Here is a 23,810-nt window from a genome sequence, read left to right as displayed (position 1 = left end):
TTATTAACAGTAGTTTTACTACTATTTTGTAATTATAATACCCTTTGTTTCTTAATAAGTCAATAAGAAAGGCGGTGTCTTTATTCACAAAAACTTCGCTTATTTTTTATTTACTTTATACAAAAAAAAGAATATATCACTCTGTCAATTAACAGTTTTGTGATATATTCTTTCTAAGTTTGGTTTTACAGAAGTCACCCAAGGACAACTCTTATAATGCTATATTTTATTTTTTGCTACTGCAAGCCGCGAACTGTGAATCTGAGGCAGAATCCCCTCACCTTTTTTAACTACGATACACACATAAATAATATCAATAATAACAATCTGAATAATTCTGGATGTCATGGCATCGGAACGAAACATTGTCTCAAGCGAAGAACTGCAAATCACATATTGTGCCCGGTTGGCCAAAGTAGACTTTGCATAACTTGTAATCGCACAAATCTCACAGTTTCGCTCCGCTGCTATAGAAGCAGCATCCAAAACTTCCCTGCTCACACCCGAATGAGAAATTACAATCAATAAATCTTCCGGATCCAAATTAGTAGACAGGATATTTATCATATGTGGGTCATTGCTGCATACTGCATTTAATTTAAGCTTAAGCAGCTTATGGTATAAATCAGTTGCAATTGATCCTGATGCCCCCATGCCGATTATTACAACTTTCTTAGCCTCACATATTTTATCGACCACCTTTTTTACACTCCCGGCATCTATGATTTCTTTGCTATCCCGTATGGAGCTGGTGGTGGACTGGATTATCTTTTCCATTATCTGTTCAGCAGAATCCTGAAACGTCACATCTTCATAGACAACCTCCGATGTATTCGTAGAGAGTTGCTGCGTCAAATTAATCTTGAACAGCTGATAAGAAGTAAACCCTATCTTGCGCAGAAAACGAAGCACTGTTGTCTCACTCACGTCACAAGCACACGCCGTATCATTCAGCGTATTTAGCATCACTTTATCAGAATTACTGAGTATATAATCCGCTACCGTCTTCTGTGAATTTGATAAAGTATTATATTTTGTTCTAATCAATGAAAAAATCTGTCCTCCCAACGCTATTACCTCCTCAGGATGCCCCTTATAATTTTGCAATCTTAACCTGAACTTCTTCATTATATAATAAATTAAGGAGATTTTCTAGTTCTTTATCCACAGTTTTGCAGTTATATACGGATTATGCTGACATTAAAATTGGAAAGATGCAAAGAATAAGGAGCTCCGCCCCTTGACTAAAAATCAATCAATTGGCGCTAGCTCCTTTTATATTTTTGTTATTTCTTTTTCACCGGATAACACACCTCTGTCACCAGTTCTTCCGGATTACTGGTTTGGGCAGGGCTGACATGATAGATGCAGAACATAGCACCGTTAAACTCGTAGCCATTGTCCCTTACCCAATTCGCTACCGCATGGTTCACGGTGGTAAGCTGCTCATAGCTGCCTTTGTAAGTTACCGATGCAATGTCTATCTCCGGCACATCCTTAAACACAACATGTCCGGTATTTTGATAGCTGCCCTTTACGGCGCATTGGATTTCTACATCTACATCGCTTTCTTTGTATCCCTCATCATGAAAAACAGCAAGACTGAGGCAGTTGTCGGCATATTGTACTCCCAGCGGGGCTGTTTCGCTCATCATGATGTTCCAGAGGGTGCCCTCCTGATCATAGGCAGGAATGACTTGCCGCACACTGGCAACATAGCGTTTTGGCAAAGTTTTTAATGTCACATTATAATTCATAGCAGTTTCATCCTTTCTCAACCGTTTAATGGCTGTTTCAAGGAGCAGAAGACGGTGGTTTGTTTCGGCAGCCTCCGCCTGTACTTCAGCTTGTTTTACCGCCAGAAACTCCGCCAGCGCCTGGGGATTATCGTAACTTTTCAGAATTTCGCCTATGGCAGAAAGACCGAACCCCATATCTCTAAGCGCTGTAATCCTGCCCGCAACAGGCAGCTGTTCCTCTGCATAGTAGCGGTAGCCGGTAAAGCAATCTGTGTTCTTGGGAACCAGCAGGCCGATTTCATCGTAATGCCGCAGCATCCGTATACTGATCCTTGATAATTTTGAAAAATCACCTATTTTAAGCATTTTTAATTCCTCACATATATATGTTTTTTGAGCTCACTTATAATATAGAGTATACCACAGTGTGAGAGTCAACAGGGATTTTTCAAATTAGTGGAACTTAATTTAATATTAAAAAATTTTTAAATTATTTTAATCAAAGATTGAATTTTCCCGCTATAGTGTATATATTAGAGTTATCTGAACCAAATATTGTTAAGATATTAATATAATTTATCTACATGGAGGTCAATTATGGCTGTTATGAAAGATGTGGCAAAGCTTGCAGGAGTATCTGTATCAACAGTAAGCTTTGTATTAAACGGGACGGCGAAAGAACATAAAGTAGCAGATGATACTGCCCAGAAAGTAATAAAAGCAGCAAGACAGCTGGGATATAAAATGAATTCTTCAGCCAATGAACCAAATGCATTAAAAAAATGGCAGCCGACAGTTGCATTTTTTATTCCGGTGAATTCCGTATGGATGGATATGAATGTCATTCATTCCAGCATCAACAGGCATAGAAAACAAACAGGACGAGATTACAATATTCTACTATGCCCCTATGAAACAGGCCGGCTGACAGAGAAAATTGACCGGGTTCACATATCTGCTTATGATTCTGCGGTTATCAGCATAGAAAATGAAAACGATTTAAAGGAATTGGAAGACCGCGCCGGGAGTGCTCCCTTTGTAATCTATAATCATTCAAGTTCAAGGTATTCCAGTGTTTCTTACGTGGCAGACGAAGCTATTTCACAGGCAGTAAAAATGATTAGCGCAAAAGGCTGCAGCAAGATTCTGGTACTTTCAGGAAGAGACAGCCGGCAGCACGGAGATGAATATTTTAATTTATTTATACGCTGCTGTGAGGAAAACGGAATCAAGCTTTCAAAAGATGCTTTTATCGCAACAGAAAACACAATGATTGGCGGAGCCATTGCAGCACGCTACATACTAAACATGGAAGCAAAACCGGAAATCATTATATGTATGAACAGTACTCTGGCATTCGGTGCAATACCACTTTTAGCCCGCAACCATTTTCTTATTCCAAGGGATGCTGAACTGCTATGTTTTGGTTCCTCCGGGGATGCAGAGCATATTGTAAATTACATACCATCTTTATCCATGATAGCACGCCCTCTTGATGAGATTACAATAAAAGCTTTTGATACAGCTCTGCGTCTCGCTGACGGGAAAGGAGCAGACCCAATACACTATACCTGTTTTTGCGATTTATATTTACATGATAGTTTTTCTTTATAATACTTTAATTAAAATTTTTTTAATAATTTTTAGTTTTTAGTTGACAGAATCTCTGTCTTAACGTATAATCCATTCTTAGTTAGATGCAACTAACAAGAGTGGATTATTTTTATGAAGGAGAAAAGAGGACAATATGAAATTAAACAAAGTCAAATTAAGCCTTATGGCACTTTTAACAGTTACAACCTTACTCACAGCCTGCGGCAGCAAGGAAGCCACCGGGAAGACTGCAGACAGTACTGGCGGTAAATCCACAGAAGAGGCCTCTGAAGATTCATCTGCTACATATCCGATTACCATCACCCATGCATTTGGGGAAACAATTATAGAAAAGGAACCTGAACGGATTGCGACTATTTCATGGGGGAATCAGGATGTCCCACTTGCACTGGGCATTGTTCCAGTAGGGGTCTCTAAAGCAAACTTTGGAGAAATTGATGAAAATGGCCTTTCCCCATGGACAGGAGCCAAGTATAAGGACCTTGGAGCAGAAGAACCAGTCGTCTTTGATGATACGGACGGTCTTGACTATGAAGCCATCAGCGATACGAACCCAGATGTTATTCTGGCAGCTTATTCCGGCATAACTCAGGAGGAATATGATTTATTAAGCCAGATTGCACCTGTTGTCGCATATCCTGAATATCCATGGCAGACATATTGGAGAGACCAGACACTCCTGAATGCTCAAGGTATGGGAAAAGAAACAGAGGCGAAAGCGTTAATCGACGAAACAGATGAATTAATCAATGAGGAGATAAAGAAGTATGAAAGCCTGGAGGGAAAAACAGCCGCCTTCTTTTATTTCAATGCATCTGATCTGGGCACATTCTATGTTTACACGCCTACAGATCCCCGGGCCTCCTATTTAACTGATTTGGGACTTGGTTTTCCTGACAGTGTTATGCAGCTTGCAGATGATCCCAGCGCATTTACCGTGACAATAAGCTCTGAAAATGTTGATGTATTAAAAGATATTGATATTATCGTTACCTATGGAGATGAATCCGTGCTGAAAGTGCTGCAGGAAGACTCTTTGGTAGGACAAATACCGGCTATTGCCAACGGTTCTGTGGTTATGATAGATCCTAATGCTCCATTGGCGGCATCCTGCACACCATCAGTATTATCCATCCCTGCAACAATTGAGGAGTATGTTTCTTTATTAAATGAGGCAGCAGAAAAGGTGAAATGAGAAACTTTAAGATAAGAAGTATAATCCTATTCAGTATACTATTCACTATGCTATGCGGAATGCTTTCGCTGGCAACAGGTTCCCGGTACATTCCTGTAAGCGACGTACTTTCGGCACTTACAGGTGCTAACGGGGATGCATTTACCGTAAGTGTGGTACAGGCAAGGATTCCAAGAATGGTTTTTGGTATAATAGCAGGAGGGGCGCTCGGAGTATCGGGTGCCCTTATGCAGTCCATTACAAGGAATCCCATAGCAGACCCCAGTATCTTAGGGGTAAATACAGGCGCCTCATTATTTGTCGTATGTGGAATTGCTTTTTTCAATATCAATCTGCCACAGCAATACATCTGGCTGGCTTTAACCGGTGCAGGCGTCACTGCAGTTTTTGTATACGCTATGGCTTCTATTGGAAGCGGGGAAATAACCCCGATTAAACTGGCATTATCCGGTGCGGCCACAAGTATGGCACTTGCCTCTTTAGTCAGTACGGTTATGCTGCCAAAATCTCAGGTAATGGACGACTTCAGGTTTTGGCAAGTAGGCAGCATAAGTGGTACCGGTTGGGCAGATATCATTATGGTAACGCCTTATCTGCTGACAGGTTTTATAATTTCCATATTACTAATACCCTCATTAAACAGTCTGGCTTTGGGAGATGAGATAGCTACAGGTTTGGGTGTCAATACAAAATTAACCAAAGGAATGGGAGCCCTTGCGGGGGTATTGCTGTGCGGAGCTACTACAGCTTTAGCAGGACCTATCGGTTTTGTGGGGCTTATGATTCCACACCTTATGCGCATTCTTTTTGGGCCTGACCTTAAATATATGATTCCTATGTCTTCTTTTCCATTTTCTAAGAGCGTATTCCACATCCGGGCAGCATCTTTACTTTTAAAATATAGTTCTACTCCATCTTCACCTGTATATCCTGTCTTAGAGATAATACAAGAGATTCCTGCAACCTGTGCATCAAAAACTGCATGATAATATTTTGAGGGAATCTCTTCTTCTCTTGTCAGCTTTCTTATAATTTCCATAGCTTTAGGACCCTGCACCGCAAGCTGTGCATATTCCTCCGAGACATCTGTAAATACAGCATCCCCAAACTTATGGTTTATCATCCACTGATAGTCTTTATCCTTGTTTGCTGCATTTACCACAATAAAGTAATGATTATCTGATTTCTTATAGACAATCAGGTCATCTACTGTTCCCCCTTCTTCAGTACACATGGGGCTGTATCTTGCCTGCCCATCCACAAGATTATCAAAATTATTTGTGAGCAGCATCTGTAGATTCGCCAGCGCATCCTTCCCCTCACACAGAATCTCACCCATATGGGATACATCAAACAATCCTGCCTGTGTCCTGACTGCCATGTGCTCCTTTATCACCCCCGTCCCGTACTGTACCGGGAGCAAATACCCTGCAAAGGAGACAATCTTACCTCCTGCCTTTACGTGTTCATCGTAAAGTGGTGTCTTTAAGTCCATACTCAATATAGCTCCTTTCATCTCGTTTCTCCTGAAAAATAAAAAAGAAATAGGATCATCTATAATAGACATTCCTATTTCCCTGTCGCATCTTCAGAGATTCGTCCGAATTTAATCCCTTTGCCTGAGAGTTTCAGATATCTCCTTGCCCCTTCGGCGCCATCATGCACTAAGCAACATGCACAACAGTCTCTCCTAAATTCTTCATACGATTAGTTATTATTTAGTTTTCTTTATTATATCTAGATACAAATATACTGTCAATAATAGTCTTTACTTTAACAAGCATGACTTATCTTTAACTTACTGATTGAGGTACCGCTGTAATTCTCTCTGCAGTATTTTCATACTGATATCTACACTCTTATTCTGTTCAAATATATTGGCAATCTCTGTGTTTGCAAGACTTATAATCTGCTCATACATCTGATCCTGATAAAACTTAGGGGTAATTTCTCCATTTTCAATTACTTCACATAAAAATTCTCCGCCTATTACCCGCTCTTCCGGGTCCATCTCCCCTTGTATAATCTGTTCTGCTTCCTTAGATTCCGCCACAGTTTTGAAACTGGGTACTCCCTGAGAATACCGGAAAATGTCCATCTGGCTCTCTTTATCCATAGTCAGCTCACTCAGAAATTCCCATGCCAGCATCTTTTTTCTGGAATCTTTGTTAATTCCCAGAAGAAGCGCATCCACTTTTGATACATTCTGCCCTGACACGATTCCTGGGAATGTGGTGCAGTCCCATTGAAAATTTGTATACTTTTTAATCTTATACGGATATGTCTTGTAGGTTCTGTATTCTGCAAAATTCAGCGGCATAAAAGCTACCTTTCCTGCATCGAAATCCTCCTGAGTTACAATTTCTCCTCCATACAGCTGATTCAGCTTTTTCATAAACTTTACAGACTCAACCACCCCTGTATTGGTAAAGTCCACCGCCATGTTTTTACTGTCAAAGGCGGTTCCTCCGCTGGTGTACATTGCATCCAGCCATGTATAGTTATATGTCCCAAACTGATCCAGCCTGCCGTCACCGTCCGTATCTTTGGTTACTTTCTGGCAGATATTATAAAAGTCTTCCCAGCTCCAGTCTTTCCTTGGCATCTGTATTCCCTCTTTTTCCAATAATGTCTTGTTCACAAACATCATTGTCGGTACTACCTCGTACGGAAGGGCATACTGCACCTTTTCTCCCCCTATCCCCTGTCCAATCTCTAAAGCTTTGGTAAAAAACTCTGCTTGTTGAAATTCAGGATCATCTTCCATATAGGAATCCAGGTTCTCCAGAACATCCAATGACACGTATCTGCTAAAATCCTCATCCAGGACCATGAAGATGTCCGGCATGTCTCCCCTTAAAAGTTTGTCCGCACACCACTCAGAGTAATCCTCTCTGTCGATACCTGATGTATACTCTACTTTCACATCCGGATGTGCCTTTTCAAAACGTGCAATCGCTCTGTCAATTATCACAAAGGCATCCGCATTTTCCACGCCCCAGTTGCTTCCCGTAAACATCCCGAACTCCAGGACGGTCTTTCCTTCGCTCATTTTCCAGAATATTGTAATTCCTATAATTCCAAGCACTATGACACATGCCGGAATCAGTTTTTTCCACTTACCTTTCAAAATTTATATCTCCCCGCCTTCATCGTAGTGTACACCTGTCTGGACCGCCCAAATTGCAAGCTGAGTTCTGTCGCGAAGATTCAGCTTATTCAAAATGGCACTCAGATAATTTCGGATTGTCCCCTCCGAAAGGTTCAAGACATCTGCAATTTCCTTATTACTTGCCCCCTTTTTCACTTGAGAAATAAGCTTCCACTCCGTTTTTGTGAGTGACTGTATGCTCTTTTCCGCAACAGGAATTGTGTAGTTTGTCTGTGCCATCTGTGAAAATAACTTCAACACCTTGGTCGCTATATCCGGATTAATCATTGCCCGCCCACTGTGAACCGTTCTGATGGCATCGCACAACTCATCCATGGACACTCCTTTCAGCAGATATCCGCTGGCTCCGTATCTTAATGCATCATACACATATTCGTCATCATCAAATGTAGTCAGAATAATAATTTTTATCTGAGGATACACATCTTTAATAATCTTTGTACAGGAAACTCCGTCCATCTTAGGCATGCGGATATCCATCAATACAATATCCGGCTTATTTTTCCTTATACACTGTATTGCCTCCTGTCCGTCTGCTGCAATTCCGGAGACTTCAATGTCCCTTTTGCTGTTCAGGACAAGTTCCAGGCTTTGACGTATCAATTCCTGATCGTCCGCTATGAGTACTTTAATCATATTCTTCCCCCCATCTTATCGGTATCTGCGCATCAATCAAAAAACCATTTTCTCCCGAAAAGGATATTGTTCCTCCAAGCATATTCACTCTCTCTTTCATATGCTTCGTTCCGAATCCTTTCTTTATTTCCTTACATCCAACTCCATTGTCTTTGATTTTCAGTTTAAAAATCCCATCTTCTTTCTGAGCATCAACCCAGATACAATCTGCATGACCGTGGCGGATGGCATTCGTGATTCCTTCCTGGATAATCCGGTAAATAACGTTCTCCTCATCTTCACTGAATTTCAGCGGCTTCACATTTGAATGAAAACATACCTTTACTCCTGCCAGAGAATTAATCTCCGAAATCATATCCTGTATGGCTTCCTCCAGCTGAAACCTCTCCAGCGCATCCGCTCTCAGCTCGGAGACAGAGCGCCGCACATCCTTAATGCCGCCTCTCACAGCTTTCGAAACCAATTCCAACTGTCTCTTCGTCTGTTCTGGATTTTCATCTATAATTGCAACACATGCATCAACACCGGCAGAAATTCCTGTCAGTGTATGTCCCAGTGTGTCATGTATTTCACGGGCCATTCTGTTGCGCTCCCTGGCCTCTGCCATCTTCTCTGTCATCTTATTATAATGCTTCAGCTGTGCATTTACTGTCTGCAGATTTTCCGACCTCTTCTTGGCTTCTTCAATATCACGGCTCTGAGAAAGAATAATATTCACACAATACAGTATGAAAATTAAGATATTGGCGGATATCAAAACATTATAAGCTCCCAGCAAAAACTGCTGTGCGGTTCCACTGTAATACTGGATATAGCTCCGTACTGAATACAGGTTATACGTGACCGAAATTAATTCATAATCTGCCACAAGAAAAATCATCGCAGAAGCGGAAAGCAAGAAGAACGTCCATCTTCTGTCTTTAATGTAGATTACAGTATTTGCAGCCACAAGAAGAAGGACTCCGTTATAATTAAAATCCAACATATAAATAATTCCAAGGCTGCACAGAAAGTCCAGCCCAAGTGTTGCCATAACCCCCTTGCCATTTTCCTGAAATTTATTTTCCCTCAAAATCATATCCACAACAAGAACCGCCAGAAGAAAACCACAAATTGCACAAATAGCCTGTGGGTATTTGGGGATTGCCGCTACCTGCCCGATGAATTCCCTTGCATTATCCTCTGTACTGATTCTAAATGTAGTGAAATAAATGAATCCGCAAATTCCTGCCACAGAAAAAATATTGATTCCAAGAAACAGTATACGTATAAAATGCATATATCTGTTCTTCATTTTACTGCCACCCATCTATATCAAATTCATCAAGATTCTCTCTGATTATGAGAGTACTTGGAATCTTTATGTATTCTTCTATTTCCTCACCCTCTAGATAACTGTACGCCATTTTTGCTGCAACCCCGGCGATAGTCTCCGGACTCTGACTGCTTGTGCCAGTTACATAATTTTCCTGCAGCATGGACTTAAAATCCGGTGAGCCATCAACACCATAAATCAGGACTCCCTCCTCAATTCCAGCTTTCTGTAATGCAGCAAGGGCACCCAGAGCCATTGGGTCATTACCCCCAAAAATAACATCAAATTCCTGTTCATCTTTAAGAATGTCTGAAAGGACCTCTGCTGCCACCTCAATCTCTCCGTCTGCATTCTCCTGTCTGATCACCTTATATTCCGGTTTTTCAGCAATTGTATCCAAAAACCCCCGCACTCTCTCACTTATAGACCACTGCCCTGGATTCCTAAGTATAATAATTCTTCCTGATTTTATCTGTTTCATCATATTTTCTGCACATAGCTGTCCTGCCTGATAATGATCTGTCTCCACTGCTCCGAGTACATATTGCCTGTCCGCAACCATCGTATCAATATTGATAATTGCAACTCCTGCTTTTTTACAGGCTTGGAGTGCCGGTTTGACTTCCTTTTGATCTACCGGGTTCAAAAACAGAACTTCTATCCCCTCATCAATCATATCCTGAATCTGCTTGTTCTGTTTACTCTGGTCCTGAAGCGGATTTCGTACAATCAATTTGTCCCCGTTAGATTCCACAGCCTCCTGAAGCTCCGCATTTAAAACATCAAAATATGGATTATTCCGAGTCATGTAAGTAGCTCCGAATATATGCTTCTGTCTGGTGCTCTCCTTTTCACAGCCCGCTGCTGTCATCAGCAATATTACGCCAAATGCACAGGCCAAAGCCCTTGCTATGCTTTTCATCTTTTGAGTCCACCTTTCCTCTTCATATTACTTATTATAATACACTCCTGGGTTTTTTCTATAATTTTCAAAGAATACTGTTTTGTATAAAATAAAGAGTCTGGCAAGACAGACTCTCGCGCCGAAGCGCGGTTGCTTTAGCGGCCATTTTCCTTATGCGCGTAGTGTGCATCCGGAGGGTTCTTGTATAATAGGAAACGTAGTTTCCTATTATATCAGAAAAGAAGCCGCTGTACATTTTGTCCAGCAGCTTCCCAGCTGTTTCATTATGCGTTTTTATTTCGGATATAGTCAATAAATACTGCCAGTAAAATAACAGCTCCCTTAACCACATCCTGCCAGAATGAATTGACATTCATCAAGTTCAGTCCGTTATTCAGCACACCAATAATCAGTGCACCAATAATAGTACCTCCTATTTTACCAGCTCCACCTGCCATAGAGGTTCCACCTACAACTACCGCTGCGATGGCATCCATCTCTGCTCCCTCCCCGGCTGTCGGCTGTCCGGAATACATCCTGGATGCCAGTATAATACCTGCAATACCAGCCATTAAACCTGCATATACGTGGACAGTAAATTTCACCGTTGACACACGGATACCTGAAAATACTGCTGCCTGTGCATTTCCTCCCACAGCATAAATGTGGCGTCCCATCTTTGTTTTATTCATCAATAATGCTGTCGCTACAACAGCAATCACCATGATGATAACCGGTACTGGTATAAAACCTACATAGCCTCCACCGATGAACTGCCATTGCTTTGACATGACTCGAACCGGAGAACCACCTGTATATACTTTTGCAAGTCCTCTTGCAATGTTCATGGTAGCCAGTGTCACAATGAATGGCGGGATTGTCGTTCTACTAATAACAAATCCGTTAAAGACTCCAATTGCAGTACCTACCAGCACACCCGCCAGCAGAGCTGCTGCTATAGGAAGATTATATCTTGCCACACATCCTGCCGCTATAACACCAGACAGTGCTATGATGGATCCCACAGACAAATCAATTCCTCCCAGTATGATAACCATCGTCATGGCACAGGCAATCAACATGTTTGTGGAAATCTGTCTCAAAACATTAAATATATTTTGTGATGATAAAAATGAGCTGCTTGTTGCCGGCAAAAATGACAACAGTACACACAATATCGCAAGTGCAATAAGGATTCCCAAATTTTCCCTTAAAAACATAAGACCTTTGTTATCGCTTACAGGCAGCTCTGACTTTTTCTTTTTAATTTGAGCCATAATGATTCCTCCTCCTTCTCAATAAACTCTAATGCGCTGCCAGCAGCATAACAGCTTCCTGAGTTACTTCGTCGTGATTCAGACATCCAGTTACCCGGCCCTCAGCCATCACGTAAACACGGTCACTCATATTGATAATCTCCGGTAATTCCGAAGAAACCATAATAATTGATACACCTTTTTTTACCAGCTCATTCATAATGACATAAATCTCTGATTTTGCCCCTATATCTACACCTCTTGTAGGCTCATCCAGAATCAACACATTTGGATTGGTTGCAAGCCATCTGCCTATGATTACTTTCTGCTGGTTACCTCCGGAAAGATTACCTATTTTCTGCATCTGAGTAGGTGTTTTTGTAGACATCATATCAATGTATTTCTGGGTCAGTTCTATCTCTTTTTTATCATCCACTGAGATGCCTTTTATAAACTGCTCCAGCACCTCAATAGTCATGTTAAACCGGACACTTTGTACTTTATAGAGACCCTCCTGCTTCCTGTCTTCTGGTACAAGTGCTAACCCATGTTTCATAGCCTCAACGGGAGATGTCACTTTCACTTTCCCGCCGTTTATCATGATTTCTCCTGACACGTCCTTTGTCAAACCAAAGATGGCTTTCATCGTCTCGCTGCGTCCCGCTCCTACCAGACCCGCAAATCCGATGATCTCACCTTTTTTCAAATGAAAACTTACATCTTTAACCATATTCCCATCAGAGATATGCTCACATCGAAGCACTTCTTCTCCAGGTTCCTGGTAATCTCTTGTATAGTAGTTCTCCAACGCTCTTCCTACCATCATGGCAATCAGTTTGTCTTTTGTGGTATTTTTGACCACCTCGGTTCCTACATACATACCATCACGCATAACCGTAACTCTGTCACATATCTGCTCCAATTCACTCATCTTATGGGAAATATAAATAATTCCTACTCCCCGTTTTGTCAGCTCCCTCATAGTTTCAAAGAGAAATTCCACTTCCTTATCTGCAATGGAGGAAGTCGGTTCATCCATAACAAGGATTTTTGAGTTTTGGGAGATTGCTTTTACAATTTCAACCATCTGCTGTTGAGCAATTGTCAGCTTTCCCACAAGTACATCGGCACGTATATGTACCTGGTGTTCATCCAGAAGCTTTTGAGCCTCTTCATTCATTTTCCTGCGATTTACTAAAACACCTTTCCCAAATTCCCTGCCAAGAAAAATATTTTCCGCCACAGTCATGTGTGACACCAGTACAAGTTCCTGGTGGATAATCGCAACTCCATTTTTTTTGGCATCTTCTACGCCCTTGATTTCCACTTTATTTCCGTCAATGCGAATCTCACCTTCGTCTGCCTGGTATATGCCTCCAAGTACTTTAATCAGTGTAGATTTTCCGGCACCGTTCTCCCCGAGAAGTGCATGAACCTCACCTGCCTTTAACTCAAAGCTGACATCATTCAATGCATGAACTCCCGCAAAACGTTTATGTACATGGTGCATTTCCAATAATATTTTTTCGTTCAAACTTCCACCTGCTTCCCGATTCCGGATATACTACCTTTTACTGCCATCCATCTATTCCATAATCTTCTACATCATCTGCAGTAATTAAGAATGTTTCAACCGGATATCTGTCGTCTACCTTCTCACCTTTCATTACTTTATACATAATCTCTACAGATTTCTGTGCGATTGCGATTGGTGACTGTGCTCCAGTTCCTTCAAGGAGAGAATCTCCTGATGCCAGCTCTGTTTTGAAGTCTGGTGAACCATCTACGCCATAAATCTTAACATCTTTCAAGCCTGCTGCATTTGCTGCTGCAAGTGCTCCAAGTGCTGTAGGATCATTTCCGCCAAAGATTGCTACAATATCACGATTTCCCTGAAGAAGGTCTTCTGCAATTCCCATAGCCACTTCCAGATTTCCTTTTGCATCCTGCTGTGCCACAATTTCAAATCCTTTTCCTTCAATGGCTTCCAGGAATCCATTTGTTCTGTCTGTTACAGAGTTCATTGTGGGGCTGTCAAGCACGATGATTTTTCCTCCATCCGGACACTTCTTAACCAGGTCTTCACCACATACCTTGCCGGCATTATAGTTATCAGATCCTGTATATGATGCTACATAAGACAAGTCAGCAACCTCCGTATCAAAATTGACAATTGGTACTTCCGCACTCTTCAATGCATCCAATGCCGGCATGATACCTTCTGCTTCAGCAGGATTCAGGAAGATACCATCAATATTCTGAGATATCATATCCTCTACCTGAGTAATCTGAAGCGATACGTCGTTTGCCGGGTCAGTAGAAATCAATTCATCTCCATTTGCCTCAACCTGTTTTCTGATTTCATCTTCAATTGTTACAAAGAATGGGTTTGTTCCATCCATGCAAGTATAAGCAAATTTGTAATGTTCGCCAGAGTCCTCTTTACTCTCAGCACTTTCACTTTTGCTTCCCTCATTTTTACTTTCTCCGTTGCTGCATCCCACAATCATGGTACCTGCAAGAGCCCCTGCCAATAATACACTTAAAATTCTTTTTTTCATTTTTTTCTTCCTCCCTTTGTCTAATTTATATAAATTTATTATGTCAATCTTTCTTTTTTTGTACAAGTGTACAACGTAATCAATTTCAAGTTACATTTGTAAGAACTTATATGACAAATGTAATGCATTTTTTCAAAACAGCATATATTAGACAAAAAAACCGGCAGACAACAAAAATCGGTGTCTGCCGGTACATAAAGGCAATTATGCCTGTGGATATTCATTGCACAATAATCTATACGGGCTCTCATCTTCCTCAATCTCCGGAAAACGTCCCATAGGTTCATAGAATCTGTTATCTGTATTATCATCATTGCACATGGAAACCTCTCCGAGCAAAACTTCCCCGCTCCCCTTTTCCACTTCAAAATCATGATACATATATGGATAAACAGTAATGCTCTCCCCCGGGGTAAGTCTGACCTGAGTTCCTGCTGGTACGGTGTACTCTCTTCCATCACTGTGGATAACAACATCAGTATCCGCAAACTCACCTTCTTTTGTGGAGTTATACACACGAATCAGCACATTTCCGCCACCTCTGTTGATAATATCCTCCATCTTATTCCAATGAAAATGCATGGCAGCTGCCTGTCCTTCACCCAGATATAAAAGTTTTTCCGCATATATCTTTGTATATTTCCCGAGTTTTATATTTCCATTTCTCAGGGTAATCAGTGAAAATCCCACATGCTCAAAATCTCCAAGCCCGTAATCCGTAATATCCCATCCCAGCATATTATCTCTGATTTCATCATATTCGTGACCCTTATTCTGCCAGTCTTCCGGGATAAAGCTGCAGAAGGGCGGAAGTTTAAACTGACACTTGTTTATCATAGCTTCCATTTTCTTCAAAGCTGCATTTATTTCTGATCTTTTCATATCTTTTCTCCGCTTATGCCGCTGAAAACTTTCATTGCATGTTCAATATCCTCCATCATTACCTCTCTTGCCCAGCAGGTAATGTCATGGAAAAATACAGGCCCTTCTATCTCCATGCATTTTTTCTTTACATACTCTCCGCCCACTTTTGCGCGGTATGTGTAATAATTAATCTTTCTCACACCATTTGCAATACATTTTTTAAAGTCTTCGTCACTTACACCACTTCCGCCATGCATTACTATGGGGATTCCAATTTTATCATAAATTTCTTTGATTCGGGGAAAGTCTAACTTTGGCTCAGCTTTATAAAGACCGTGTACTGTGCCGAAAGAGCAGGCTAGAGCATCAATACCTGTCAGCCCCACAAATTTTTCTGCTTCATCTGGTTCAGTATAGCAGTCATCTGCTGCAGAACCATCTTCACTGTTCATGGCACCAATCTCGGCCTCGACTGAGGCACCGTATTTTGATGCTATCTCCACAGCAGCTCTTGTATTCGCCACATTCTCCTCAAAAGGAAGCATAGAACCATCATACATAACGGAAGAGAATCCCATCTCAAGTGCCCGGTTAATCATGTCAAAGTCTCCGCAATGGTCCAAATGTACACACACCGGGACAGTTGCATTTTCCGCCATCATCACCATAATTGGTCCCATGGTTTCCAATTTAATATATTCTTCATGTACAGGGGCAAACTGAAGAATTACCGGCTGTCCAAGTTTTTCCGCCGCACCAAGCACTGCCTGGATTCCCTCCAGCTCTGTTACATTGAATGCCCCTACTGCTGTCTTTTTTGCATCTGCAATTCCCAAAATTGTTTTTAATGTTACTATCATAGCTTTCCTCCTTTTTATGACATCAGCAGACTCTGCTGTTCCCAGCCGCTATCTATCTTTTTTCTAAGTTCCTCAAAGTCCAAAAGTCCGCTTATTGTGTCATATGTAGTGACACAGCACGCCCCGGTTGCAGCCGCATATTCCAGACTTCTCTCAGGACTTTCCCCTTCCATAACACATTTCAAAAAGGCCGCTATACTGGTATCTCCCGCTCCGCTTCCTGACAAAACCCGCTCCGGCACATAGCTCTTCTGGAAAATCTTTTGTCCGCCCCAGCCTTTCAGGTCTGCATCCACCTTTCTCATATCTTCTTCAGAGGATGTTCTGAGATACATTCCTGCTGCACCGCACTTGACCATTACCGCCCGGCATCCAAAAGAAAGTGCCTTTTCTGCAATGGGTAGAATGTCCTGTTTCAGAGATAATACAGAAATAATCTCCTCTCCCCCTGCGTCTTCCTGCCATCTGTCATAGCGTTTCTTATCCAACATATATCCCACTTCTTCAATGCTTGGCACAAAAAAATCAACATAAGGCAGAACTCTGCCAAGAATCTTTTCCCAGTCACATTTTCCCGCCTCGGAATCTGGATCGACAAGTGCCAGATCCAAAGAGGTCACAAGCCCTTTTTGCTTCATCTCTCTGTACATCTGTACTAGCATCTCTCCATCATCTTCATAAAATTTCCGCATGATGGTCGGATATCCAAAATGAAAATATTGGGCTTCCCGGATTGTCTCCATTCTCATCTCATCATAGGTAAATGAATTATTACATCCCGAATCATGGAGAAATGCTCTGTCACTGCCTTTAGGCGCAATCACTATTGTATAAGAAGTCTCATCTGTATCCGAAAGAATCATATCCATCCTGCATCCGGCCTCGTTTATCTGCTTTCTCACTATCTCGCCGAACAGGTCCTTTCCTGTCTTTCCAACTAATGTTACATCTGCCCCCAACCTGTGCAGAGCCAGTCCCGTGTTGGACACCGACCCACCATTGCTGATTTGCGCTGCCCCTACATTCACAAGCTTTCCTGGTTTTAAAATATCGGAAAAGCTCTGCCCGGAAGTATTTTCGAATGCCGGAGTAATATCCAAAGCTATGTGACCTGCAACTACAATCTTTTTATGACTCATAAGCCCCTCCTTCTTCCTTTCAACAATACTCATATCATAGACACTAGATAAAAAAAAGTCAATATTTTTCTGTGTATTTGTTACAATAACATGTTAACTTGTGACATTTGTAATATGCATTTTGCACAAATTCATTCAAGTTGTCCCGGCATCTTCCGCTCATGGAGCAGTCGGGTTTTGACCTCCATGATATTCAAGAAATCAAGAAAAAGGCAAATATACTGTCAATAATAATCTTTAAAAAACAGGATTGATTAAAACAATCAACCCTGTGCATCTTTATCATTTAAATTTTTGTTAAGAGCCTTATGAATAGAGATATAACTTAGAGGCTTTAAATATAATTATATTTCCGGAAATATCATACAGTCTGTAAATATCCGCTCATAGTTTTCTGTTTCTGCCAATTCCATATACTCCATTCGCTCTGCCAGAGCCTCTATTTCCCGCTTTACCTTCTTCGACATTAATGTCATGTATGCACCTGTCTTAGATGAATTTCCCACATACTCCAGCTTATCTTGTACCGCATTTGGCAGGATGCCCGTTCCTGTCAACGATTCTGCCGGAAGATGCGCGCCAAACTGGCCGGCTATCATCACCTTATCCAAATCCTCCATACGAATACCTGCTTTATTTAGTAATGCTACAAAACCCGACAAAATAGCGCCTTTCGCCAGTTGTACCTGCCGTACATCCCCCTGGGTTACTAAAAGTTCCGGTTCATCATGCAGAATAAATTCACGCTTTGTACCATTTAGGCGGATCATGGGATACCGGTAATCTGTTTCTGCAAGTTTTTCCTTTTTCACGAATACGCCTGTCTTTTTCACAATTCCGGCTGCCAGCAATTCTTTTACAACAGCCAAAATTCCGCTTCCACATATCCCTATCGGTTCCTGGTCGCCAATGGTCTGTAACACAATCCCCTTCTCTGTTATCTTTACATCTTCTATTGCACCTTCAGATGCCCGCATCCCCGAGCTGATATTCATCCCTTCCAGTGCAGGCCCCGCAGCACAGGAACAGCATAAAATTCTTCCTTTGCTTGCAAGCACGATTTCACCATTGGTACCAATATCAATAAACAAGACATTACCAGCCTCTTCCTGCAATCTGCACACATATGCCCCAGCCACAATATCTGCTCCAATATAACCGGATACCGACGGCAGACAGTATAGCTTTGTACCGTGTCCCGCCTGAATTCCAATCTCTCTCGCAAATAACTCCTGGGCTTTCAAAAATTGCGGTTTATATGGGGACTTTCCAATACTTCTTGCATCCACTCCCAGCAGCATATGAAGCATGGTACAGTTTGCAGCCACATCGATTTCCAAAATTTTAGATTTATCGACTTCTGCTTCCCGGCAAACTTCTTCTATCATTCCATTAATAGAATTTACAATGGCCTTCTGCAGTTTTTCTGCTCCATCCTCCGGGTTTTCATATTCGTATGTGATTCTGGTCAAAACATCCAGGCCATAATGTTTCTGGGCATTAATCATGGAAGCATCCGCAAGTTCTTCCCCTGTACGCAAATCAATCAGCGCTGTGACAACTGTTGTAGTACCGATATCAATACTAATCCCATATCCTTCAGCAAAGCTGTCCTTGTCAAATTCCGGGATATAGCCTTTCGTCAGCACTTTGTGCTGACCTTCTTTTTGCAGCAGCTCAATTTCCATGTCTCCTGACACCTCTGTAAGACATGACAGCCGAACGCCTGACGCTATCTCCTCCTGCTTCAGCAGCTTTTTCTCTGTATCCGACATAACGGAAGGATTTCCTGACAGAACTCTTACTTTGCATTTTCCACAAAGCCCTTTTCCGCTGCATGGATTATCAACAAAAATTCCGTTATCTAACAACACTTGCATCAGATTGTCTCCATCAGAACAGGAAATGCGCCCCGCCCTTTGTTTGAAGATGATTTCAGTCATCTTACGCCTCCTCTTTCAGACACTCTAAAATAGCCTGTACATTTACCAGCGGTGACTTCATACCCAGTCCGCAAGCCGGTGATATAATATTGGAGCCATTTTTCATACAATTTCTAGTCAGCGCTTTTACCTTTTCCGGATCTGCAAATTCCAATGCATAGGTACTGACATTCCCCATCAGTATGCGTTCCTGCAAGTGTTGTCTCGCTTCCCTCATTGGCACAACAGAATCGAAACTAAGTATATCACTATGTACCTGATTTACTTCCTTATATACTGGATTCATCTGTCCGCAAATGTGCACAATGGTTCCCAGTTTTTCCTTCTGCAATCCATCTAACAATTTGTTTAAGTATGTAACTGCAAATTCCTGAAAATATTGGGGTCCCATAATTTCTCCCGTACCGCTGGGATCTGAAATTGCAATCACATCTGCTCCGGCTTCGATCTGGGCTCTTCCAAACGCAATAAGCTGATCTGTAACAAACTCCATATATGCATGCGCATCTGCATTTTTCTTGCGGAGTTCCTTATAAAAGATGACAGGCTCCATAATAGAGCTGGCGGTGCTGATAGGGCCTGTCAGGTTTCCCACAATTGGAACGCCCTCTGTTTCCTCTCTTAATATGCGGATGGCATCCAGTACCACTTTTGCCCTTCCATTGTTACAATCCAGTCTGGGAAGCTTATCCCAGCTGCACACTGTATCAATCACATACGCTACTACATGAGGTTCGTAAACAGTAGAACCAAAGTCCACTTTTGCTCCCATCTCCTCTGCCTCAACCGTCATACAAAAAGGAACGCCATAGTTCTCAAAGCAGTCTTTTTCATATACTGCCTTCGCCAGGTCTGCCATTTTCCTTGCATCCGTATGTGCATCCGGCATATAAACATTTGCTGCATCCATAAGCCCGGCGGTCACCATATTCATCATACCCCCCGGGCAAATGCAGGGCGGCCTGTCAACAGGCTTCTTTTCTAATACCAATTGCAACCGTTCTTTTGGTGTCATCATATCTTTTCTCCTATACTATGTTTAAAAGCCTTTTGGCAAGTTTTACTGCTTCCACCGCATTGGCAGAATAACCGTCTGCACCTATTTTGTCTGCATATTTTTGAGAAATAGGGCCGCCGCCAATCAGCACTTTTACCTGTTCCCTCAGACCAGCTTCTTCCAGCATATGAATTACGGTCTCCATGCCCCCCATTGTAGTAGTCATTAAAGTAGACATACAAATCATATCCGCATTCTTTTCTTCTGCAGTATCTACAAATTTTTGCAGCGGCACATCCCGCCCTAAATCTGTCATCTCAAATCCTGCTGTTTCCAACATGATTTTCACAAGGTTCTTTCCAATATCGTGGGTATCGCCTTCTACGACTCCAATAACACCTTTTTTCTTTGTCTCTCCATCCTCGTCCGGCAAATGTGGGCGCAAGATATCAAGCCCCGTATACATAGCATCGGAACAAAGAAGCACATCCGTTACAAAATACTCTTCTTCCTCATAAAGCTGGCTGGCACGATTCATACCATCTACAAGCCCTTCCATAATACCATCAAATGCAGGGTAGCCTGCGTCTAAATATTCCTGACATGCCTCCGCCACATCATCCTCTTCCATTTCAACAACTCCATCTGATAATCTTTTCAGATACTCCTCTTTTTTACCCATTTGTTTATCCTCCTCTTCACTATTCGGTTCTATGCTTCCCAGTTTTGCGGCCCTACTGGGTATTTCCCGTATTTTCTTGCACTTTCCATAAATGCATCCAAATTTTCCAGTGGAACATCTCCGTTCAAATCACAGCCCGAAGCCAGAATATATCCGCATTTGCTGTCATAAGCATCCATAATGCATTTTTTCACAGACAGTTCCACTTCTTTTGGTCCGCCTAAAATTAAAATTTCCACAGGATCTACATTCCCCAGAAGAGGTACTTTATCACCAATCCGCTCTTTTGTACGTTTTAAATCCACTTTGTTATCAATGCTTAGCATATCACAGCCTGATTCTACCATATCCTCCACGATACCCGTTGTATCGCCGCATATATGATAACATACCATCCCGCCCGCATCATGAATCTCCTGCATCAATTCCTTTGTGTACGGCAATACGAATTCCAGATACTGTTTCCTGCTGATAATTGTTCCTGATGCAATTGGATCACAGAATAAAATCATGGCTCCTGCCCCAACGAATTCTCTGTATATTTTTTTCAATCCATCAGTGCAAAACCGGAGCAGCTTATGCAGGTTTTCTTTATCTTTCCGGGTTGCTCTGAGCAGATATTCTGTCTTATAGACACTGGATGCTGCAGTAAACGGTCCTGAAATCAGCACTCCTGTAGGTATTTCACTGCCCATTTTTTCCACAAGAATTTTTACAGTTTCAAGATGCAGGCGGAATTTCTCATCCTTTGCTAAACTTAGCAAAGAAGGGTCCAGTTTGTCCACATCCGCCAAATTTTCAAGCGCATATTCTAAAATTGCCGGTACAGAATCTTCCGGATCACTCATCTTGCTTCCCAATGCCATTCCAACTCCATGCAGTCCATATTCTGCAATTAACAAGTCATTTCCAAATCGTTCATAACACGCAATTTGCGCCTGTGCTTCATTTTCCGCTGTACTTCTTTTCGTCTTGTGGGTCATTCCACAGGCTTTTCCCGACATGGAACAAACTACCGGGATAGCCAGAATTCGATCCATGGGCTGTCCTGTCATAAACGCATTCAAGCGTTCCATCGGGGTCATCTTATCCTGTTTGTGCATAAAAAAATCCTCCTTTATTATAAAAGCTTTACTGCTTTTACTTTTTTATTTTCCAATCTGTATCCAATGTTCTTAATGCACATTTGCCCGGCAAATTTCTCTTTACCTATCAAATGTATACACCCCTGTCCATATTTCATTGGCTCTTCCAATTCTACATCCTCAAATTCAGCTTTACTTGTCCCAAGCAGGGCAAACGTTGTCTTTGGACAAAGCAGTACAATTGCCGAATCTCCAACTAATGTCTCCACTTCTTTCAAGAATGGATATGTAAACTCTTCTACTACCTGCTCCGCTATTTTGGGACCAAGAATATTGACACCGCCGGAAGAGTCCGCATAACTGATTAAGTTTACCCCGTACTTTTGTGCCTCTTTAATGTAACGTAATATCTCCTTTCGAAACTTTTCATATACTTTTTTCATGACTTCTGTTTTTTTACGCATTCCCTTAAATACATGTCTGGCATCAATGAGTACATTGAGAATCGTAAATGGACCGGCCACTTCTAAAACCACATTCTCTCCCTGTTCCCGCAATTGACGGCAAGCCAGCAAAACTTCGTGGATACGGCCTTTTGAGTAGTCAATCTCAGGAAGTTCCAGTAATTCCTCTATATCTGTACAAATATACTCCTTTGCCCTTGGCCCGATTTTATCGTTTCCATAATTGACAAGACCACCCATTGCTTCTGCCTCCACCGTATGGCAAAAGGGAAGCTCACAAAAATCTGCTCCATCATGTTTCTTTAAAGCTTTTGCTATTTCTGCCATCGATTCCCCATATTTGTATGCTTCGGGAAATTTAAGGTTTAATTCCTTTGTTACCGCCTCATTTATGCCGACAGAATTGTCGTATGAACAATTGAAATCTTTAATGCCATTCATCATTCTTCCTCCTTCATTCCCGGATGAAATAATTCTCTTATCTTCTCTTGCTCCAAATTACAGCCAATTAATATAAGTTTATTTTCTTTCTCATCTCTATTGCTATTTGCTGCATTCTGATATCTACTATAATAAGGCGTTGCATCTATTTGAAGCACCTCACCTGTATCAACTTGCAGAATTCCTTTTACCCGAAGAACTTGTCCATACTCCTCATTTTTCAACATTGCTATTGTCTTTTCTATTTGGTCAGCTGTCTTCACCCCTGGATTTATAAAACTTAGGCTGGAAAAAACTTTATCTGCCGGAATTGGCTGATGAGCAACAACCTCTGGATGATCGGTATAGTTCTCTGCCATATCTACCAGCGTCAGTAATGCTTCCCTATCCAATTCCCTCCAATCCCCTTCATATATAATTGCGTCCGGATTTTTTTCTCGAATCCGTTCTATCTGTACTTCTTTTTCGGTCTTTCCAATTCCATCTAAATTGCTAAGCAGTAATAATCTTCCATGTTGAATCTGGTCCAGGTAGAAACTTCCAAAGTAGTCTGCGCATTCTTCAAAAGCCATAATATCTACGATGGAAATCAGCTTCGTCACACTTACGTCCACCCCATCCTTCATCCTTGCCTTTTCACAAGCATTTATTACATCTGAAAGCCTCCCTACACCGGAAGGTTCAATTAAGATTCTATCCGGATGAAATTTTTTCTCAATCTCACATATTCCTTCACGAAACTCTACTGATAAACTGCAGCAAATACATCCTGCATAGATTTCCCGCACCGGGATATCCCCTTTTATCAGTTCACCATCTATGCCTACATCACCAAATTCATTTTCTATCACTACTGTTTTCCCATCCAGCAAGGGAAGATATTGATTTAAAAAGGTGGTCTTCCCAGTGCCCAAGAATCCAGATATAATTTGAATTTCCATAC

20 protein-coding genes, 2 pseudogenes and 1 riboswitch are annotated in these 23,810 nt (G+C 41.7%); of the genes and pseudogenes, 3 read left to right on the top strand and 19 right to left on the bottom strand.

What is annotated here, in order from left to right:
• Positions 1–219 precede the first annotated feature (219 nt).
• Both A8805_RS11315 and A8805_RS11310 read right to left on the bottom strand, forming a co-directional pair.
• Complete coding sequence (locus A8805_RS11315; protein ID WP_181392810.1) at positions 220–1,068, bottom strand: MurR/RpiR family transcriptional regulator; 849 nt, start codon at positions 1,066–1,068, stop codon at positions 220–222.
• Positions 1,069–1,286: 218 nt separating this feature from the next.
• Entirely contained in the window at positions 1,287–2,105 is an 819-nt protein-coding gene (locus A8805_RS11310; RefSeq protein ID WP_109711168.1) for a MerR family transcriptional regulator, read from the bottom strand.
• Positions 2,106–2,336: 231 nt separating this feature from the next.
• Here A8805_RS11310 and A8805_RS11305 point away from each other — a divergent pair, with 231 nt between their 5' ends.
• From A8805_RS11305 to A8805_RS23000, 3 genes and pseudogenes are all read left to right on the top strand, one after another.
• Complete coding sequence (locus A8805_RS11305) at positions 2,337–3,353, top strand: LacI family DNA-binding transcriptional regulator (protein WP_109711166.1); 1,017 nt, start codon at positions 2,337–2,339, stop codon at positions 3,351–3,353.
• A 133-nt stretch (positions 3,354–3,486) separates the two neighbouring features.
• The gene (locus A8805_RS11300) at positions 3,487–4,548 is read left to right on the top strand and encodes an iron-siderophore ABC transporter substrate-binding protein (protein ID WP_242992364.1); all 1,062 of its coding nucleotides are present in this window, start codon (positions 3,487–3,489) and stop codon (positions 4,546–4,548) included.
• Positions 4,545–5,333 (top strand): annotated as a pseudogene (locus A8805_RS23000) (FecCD family ABC transporter permease); the annotation flags it as partial. The gene A8805_RS11300 and the pseudogene A8805_RS23000, both read left to right, overlap by 4 nt.
• A gap of 53 nt (positions 5,334–5,386) precedes the next feature.
• Here A8805_RS23000 and A8805_RS11290 read toward each other — a convergent pair.
• The 17 genes and pseudogenes from A8805_RS11290 to A8805_RS11210 form a co-directional block, all read right to left on the bottom strand.
• Positions 5,387–6,043, bottom strand: a pseudogene (locus A8805_RS11290) (glycine cleavage system aminomethyltransferase GcvT); the annotation flags it as partial.
• A gap of 102 nt (positions 6,044–6,145) precedes the next feature.
• Positions 6,146–6,251, bottom strand: a riboswitch (glycine riboswitch).
• Positions 6,252–6,346: 95 nt separating this feature from the next.
• Positions 6,347–7,678: an ABC transporter substrate-binding protein gene (locus A8805_RS11285; RefSeq protein ID WP_109711164.1), complete on the bottom strand. Its 1,332-nt coding sequence runs from the start codon at positions 7,676–7,678 to the stop codon at positions 6,347–6,349.
• Between the two features lie 3 nt (positions 7,679–7,681).
• Positions 7,682–8,356, bottom strand: a complete 675-nt coding sequence (locus tag A8805_RS11280) for a response regulator transcription factor (RefSeq protein WP_109711162.1) — start codon at positions 8,354–8,356, stop codon at positions 7,682–7,684.
• On the bottom strand, positions 8,349–9,650 hold the full coding sequence (locus tag A8805_RS11275) for a sensor histidine kinase (RefSeq protein ID WP_242992362.1): 1,302 nt from the start codon (positions 9,648–9,650) through the stop codon (positions 8,349–8,351). Before A8805_RS11275 ends, A8805_RS11280 begins: the two co-directional genes overlap by 8 nt.
• Position 9,651: 1 nt before the next feature.
• A complete protein-coding gene (locus A8805_RS11270; RefSeq protein ID WP_109711158.1) occupies positions 9,652–10,593 on the bottom strand; it encodes a sugar ABC transporter substrate-binding protein in 942 nt (313 codons plus the stop codon).
• 266 nt (positions 10,594–10,859) lie between these two features.
• On the bottom strand, positions 10,860–11,795 hold the full coding sequence (locus A8805_RS11265; RefSeq protein WP_420319470.1) for an ABC transporter permease: 936 nt from the start codon (positions 11,793–11,795) through the stop codon (positions 10,860–10,862).
• A gap of 85 nt (positions 11,796–11,880) precedes the next feature.
• The gene (locus tag A8805_RS11260; RefSeq protein WP_109711154.1) at positions 11,881–13,365 is read right to left on the bottom strand and encodes a sugar ABC transporter ATP-binding protein; all 1,485 of its coding nucleotides are present in this window, start codon (positions 13,363–13,365) and stop codon (positions 11,881–11,883) included.
• 37 nt (positions 13,366–13,402) lie between these two features.
• Positions 13,403–14,392, bottom strand: a complete 990-nt coding sequence (locus A8805_RS11255) for a sugar ABC transporter substrate-binding protein (RefSeq protein ID WP_109711152.1) — start codon at positions 14,390–14,392, stop codon at positions 13,403–13,405.
• 204 nt (positions 14,393–14,596) lie between these two features.
• Complete coding sequence (locus A8805_RS11250) at positions 14,597–15,274, bottom strand: D-lyxose/D-mannose family sugar isomerase (RefSeq protein ID WP_109711150.1); 678 nt, start codon at positions 15,272–15,274, stop codon at positions 14,597–14,599.
• Complete coding sequence (locus A8805_RS11245) at positions 15,271–16,116, bottom strand: class II fructose-bisphosphate aldolase (RefSeq protein WP_109711148.1); 846 nt, start codon at positions 16,114–16,116, stop codon at positions 15,271–15,273. Before A8805_RS11245 ends, A8805_RS11250 begins: the two co-directional genes overlap by 4 nt.
• 14 nt (positions 16,117–16,130) lie before the next feature.
• Complete coding sequence (locus A8805_RS11240; protein ID WP_109711146.1) at positions 16,131–17,255, bottom strand: carbohydrate kinase family protein; 1,125 nt, start codon at positions 17,253–17,255, stop codon at positions 16,131–16,133.
• A gap of 344 nt (positions 17,256–17,599) precedes the next feature.
• Positions 17,600–19,198 carry an ASKHA domain-containing protein gene (locus tag A8805_RS11235; protein ID WP_109711145.1) on the bottom strand — a complete coding sequence of 533 codons (1,599 nt, stop codon included), beginning with the start codon at positions 19,196–19,198 and terminating at the stop codon, positions 17,600–17,602.
• Between the two features lies 1 nt (position 19,199).
• The gene (locus A8805_RS11230; protein ID WP_109711143.1) at positions 19,200–20,216 is read right to left on the bottom strand and encodes a methylcobamide:CoM methyltransferase MtbA; all 1,017 of its coding nucleotides are present in this window, start codon (positions 20,214–20,216) and stop codon (positions 19,200–19,202) included.
• A gap of 10 nt (positions 20,217–20,226) precedes the next feature.
• Positions 20,227–20,877: a corrinoid protein gene (locus A8805_RS11225; protein ID WP_109711141.1), complete on the bottom strand. Its 651-nt coding sequence runs from the start codon at positions 20,875–20,877 to the stop codon at positions 20,227–20,229.
• 29 nt (positions 20,878–20,906) lie between these two features.
• Positions 20,907–21,980 carry a uroporphyrinogen decarboxylase family protein gene (locus A8805_RS11220; RefSeq protein WP_109711139.1) on the bottom strand — a complete coding sequence of 358 codons (1,074 nt, stop codon included), beginning with the start codon at positions 21,978–21,980 and terminating at the stop codon, positions 20,907–20,909.
• A 17-nt stretch (positions 21,981–21,997) separates the two neighbouring features.
• Positions 21,998–22,870 carry a uroporphyrinogen decarboxylase family protein gene (locus A8805_RS11215; RefSeq protein ID WP_330405927.1) on the bottom strand — a complete coding sequence of 291 codons (873 nt, stop codon included), beginning with the start codon at positions 22,868–22,870 and terminating at the stop codon, positions 21,998–22,000.
• The gene (locus tag A8805_RS11210; protein ID WP_109711135.1) at positions 22,867–23,808 is read right to left on the bottom strand and encodes a CobW family GTP-binding protein; all 942 of its coding nucleotides are present in this window, start codon (positions 23,806–23,808) and stop codon (positions 22,867–22,869) included. The genes A8805_RS11215 and A8805_RS11210 overlap by 4 nt, the downstream gene beginning before the upstream one ends.
• Between the last annotated feature and the right edge of the window lie 2 nt (positions 23,809–23,810).

This window comes from Faecalicatena contorta (genome assembly GCF_003149105.1).
Lineage (GTDB): Bacteria > Bacillota > Clostridia > Lachnospirales > Lachnospiraceae > Muricomes > Muricomes contortus_C.
Note: the sequence above shows the minus strand (reverse complement) of the source record. Positions and strands in the feature narration are given on the sequence as shown.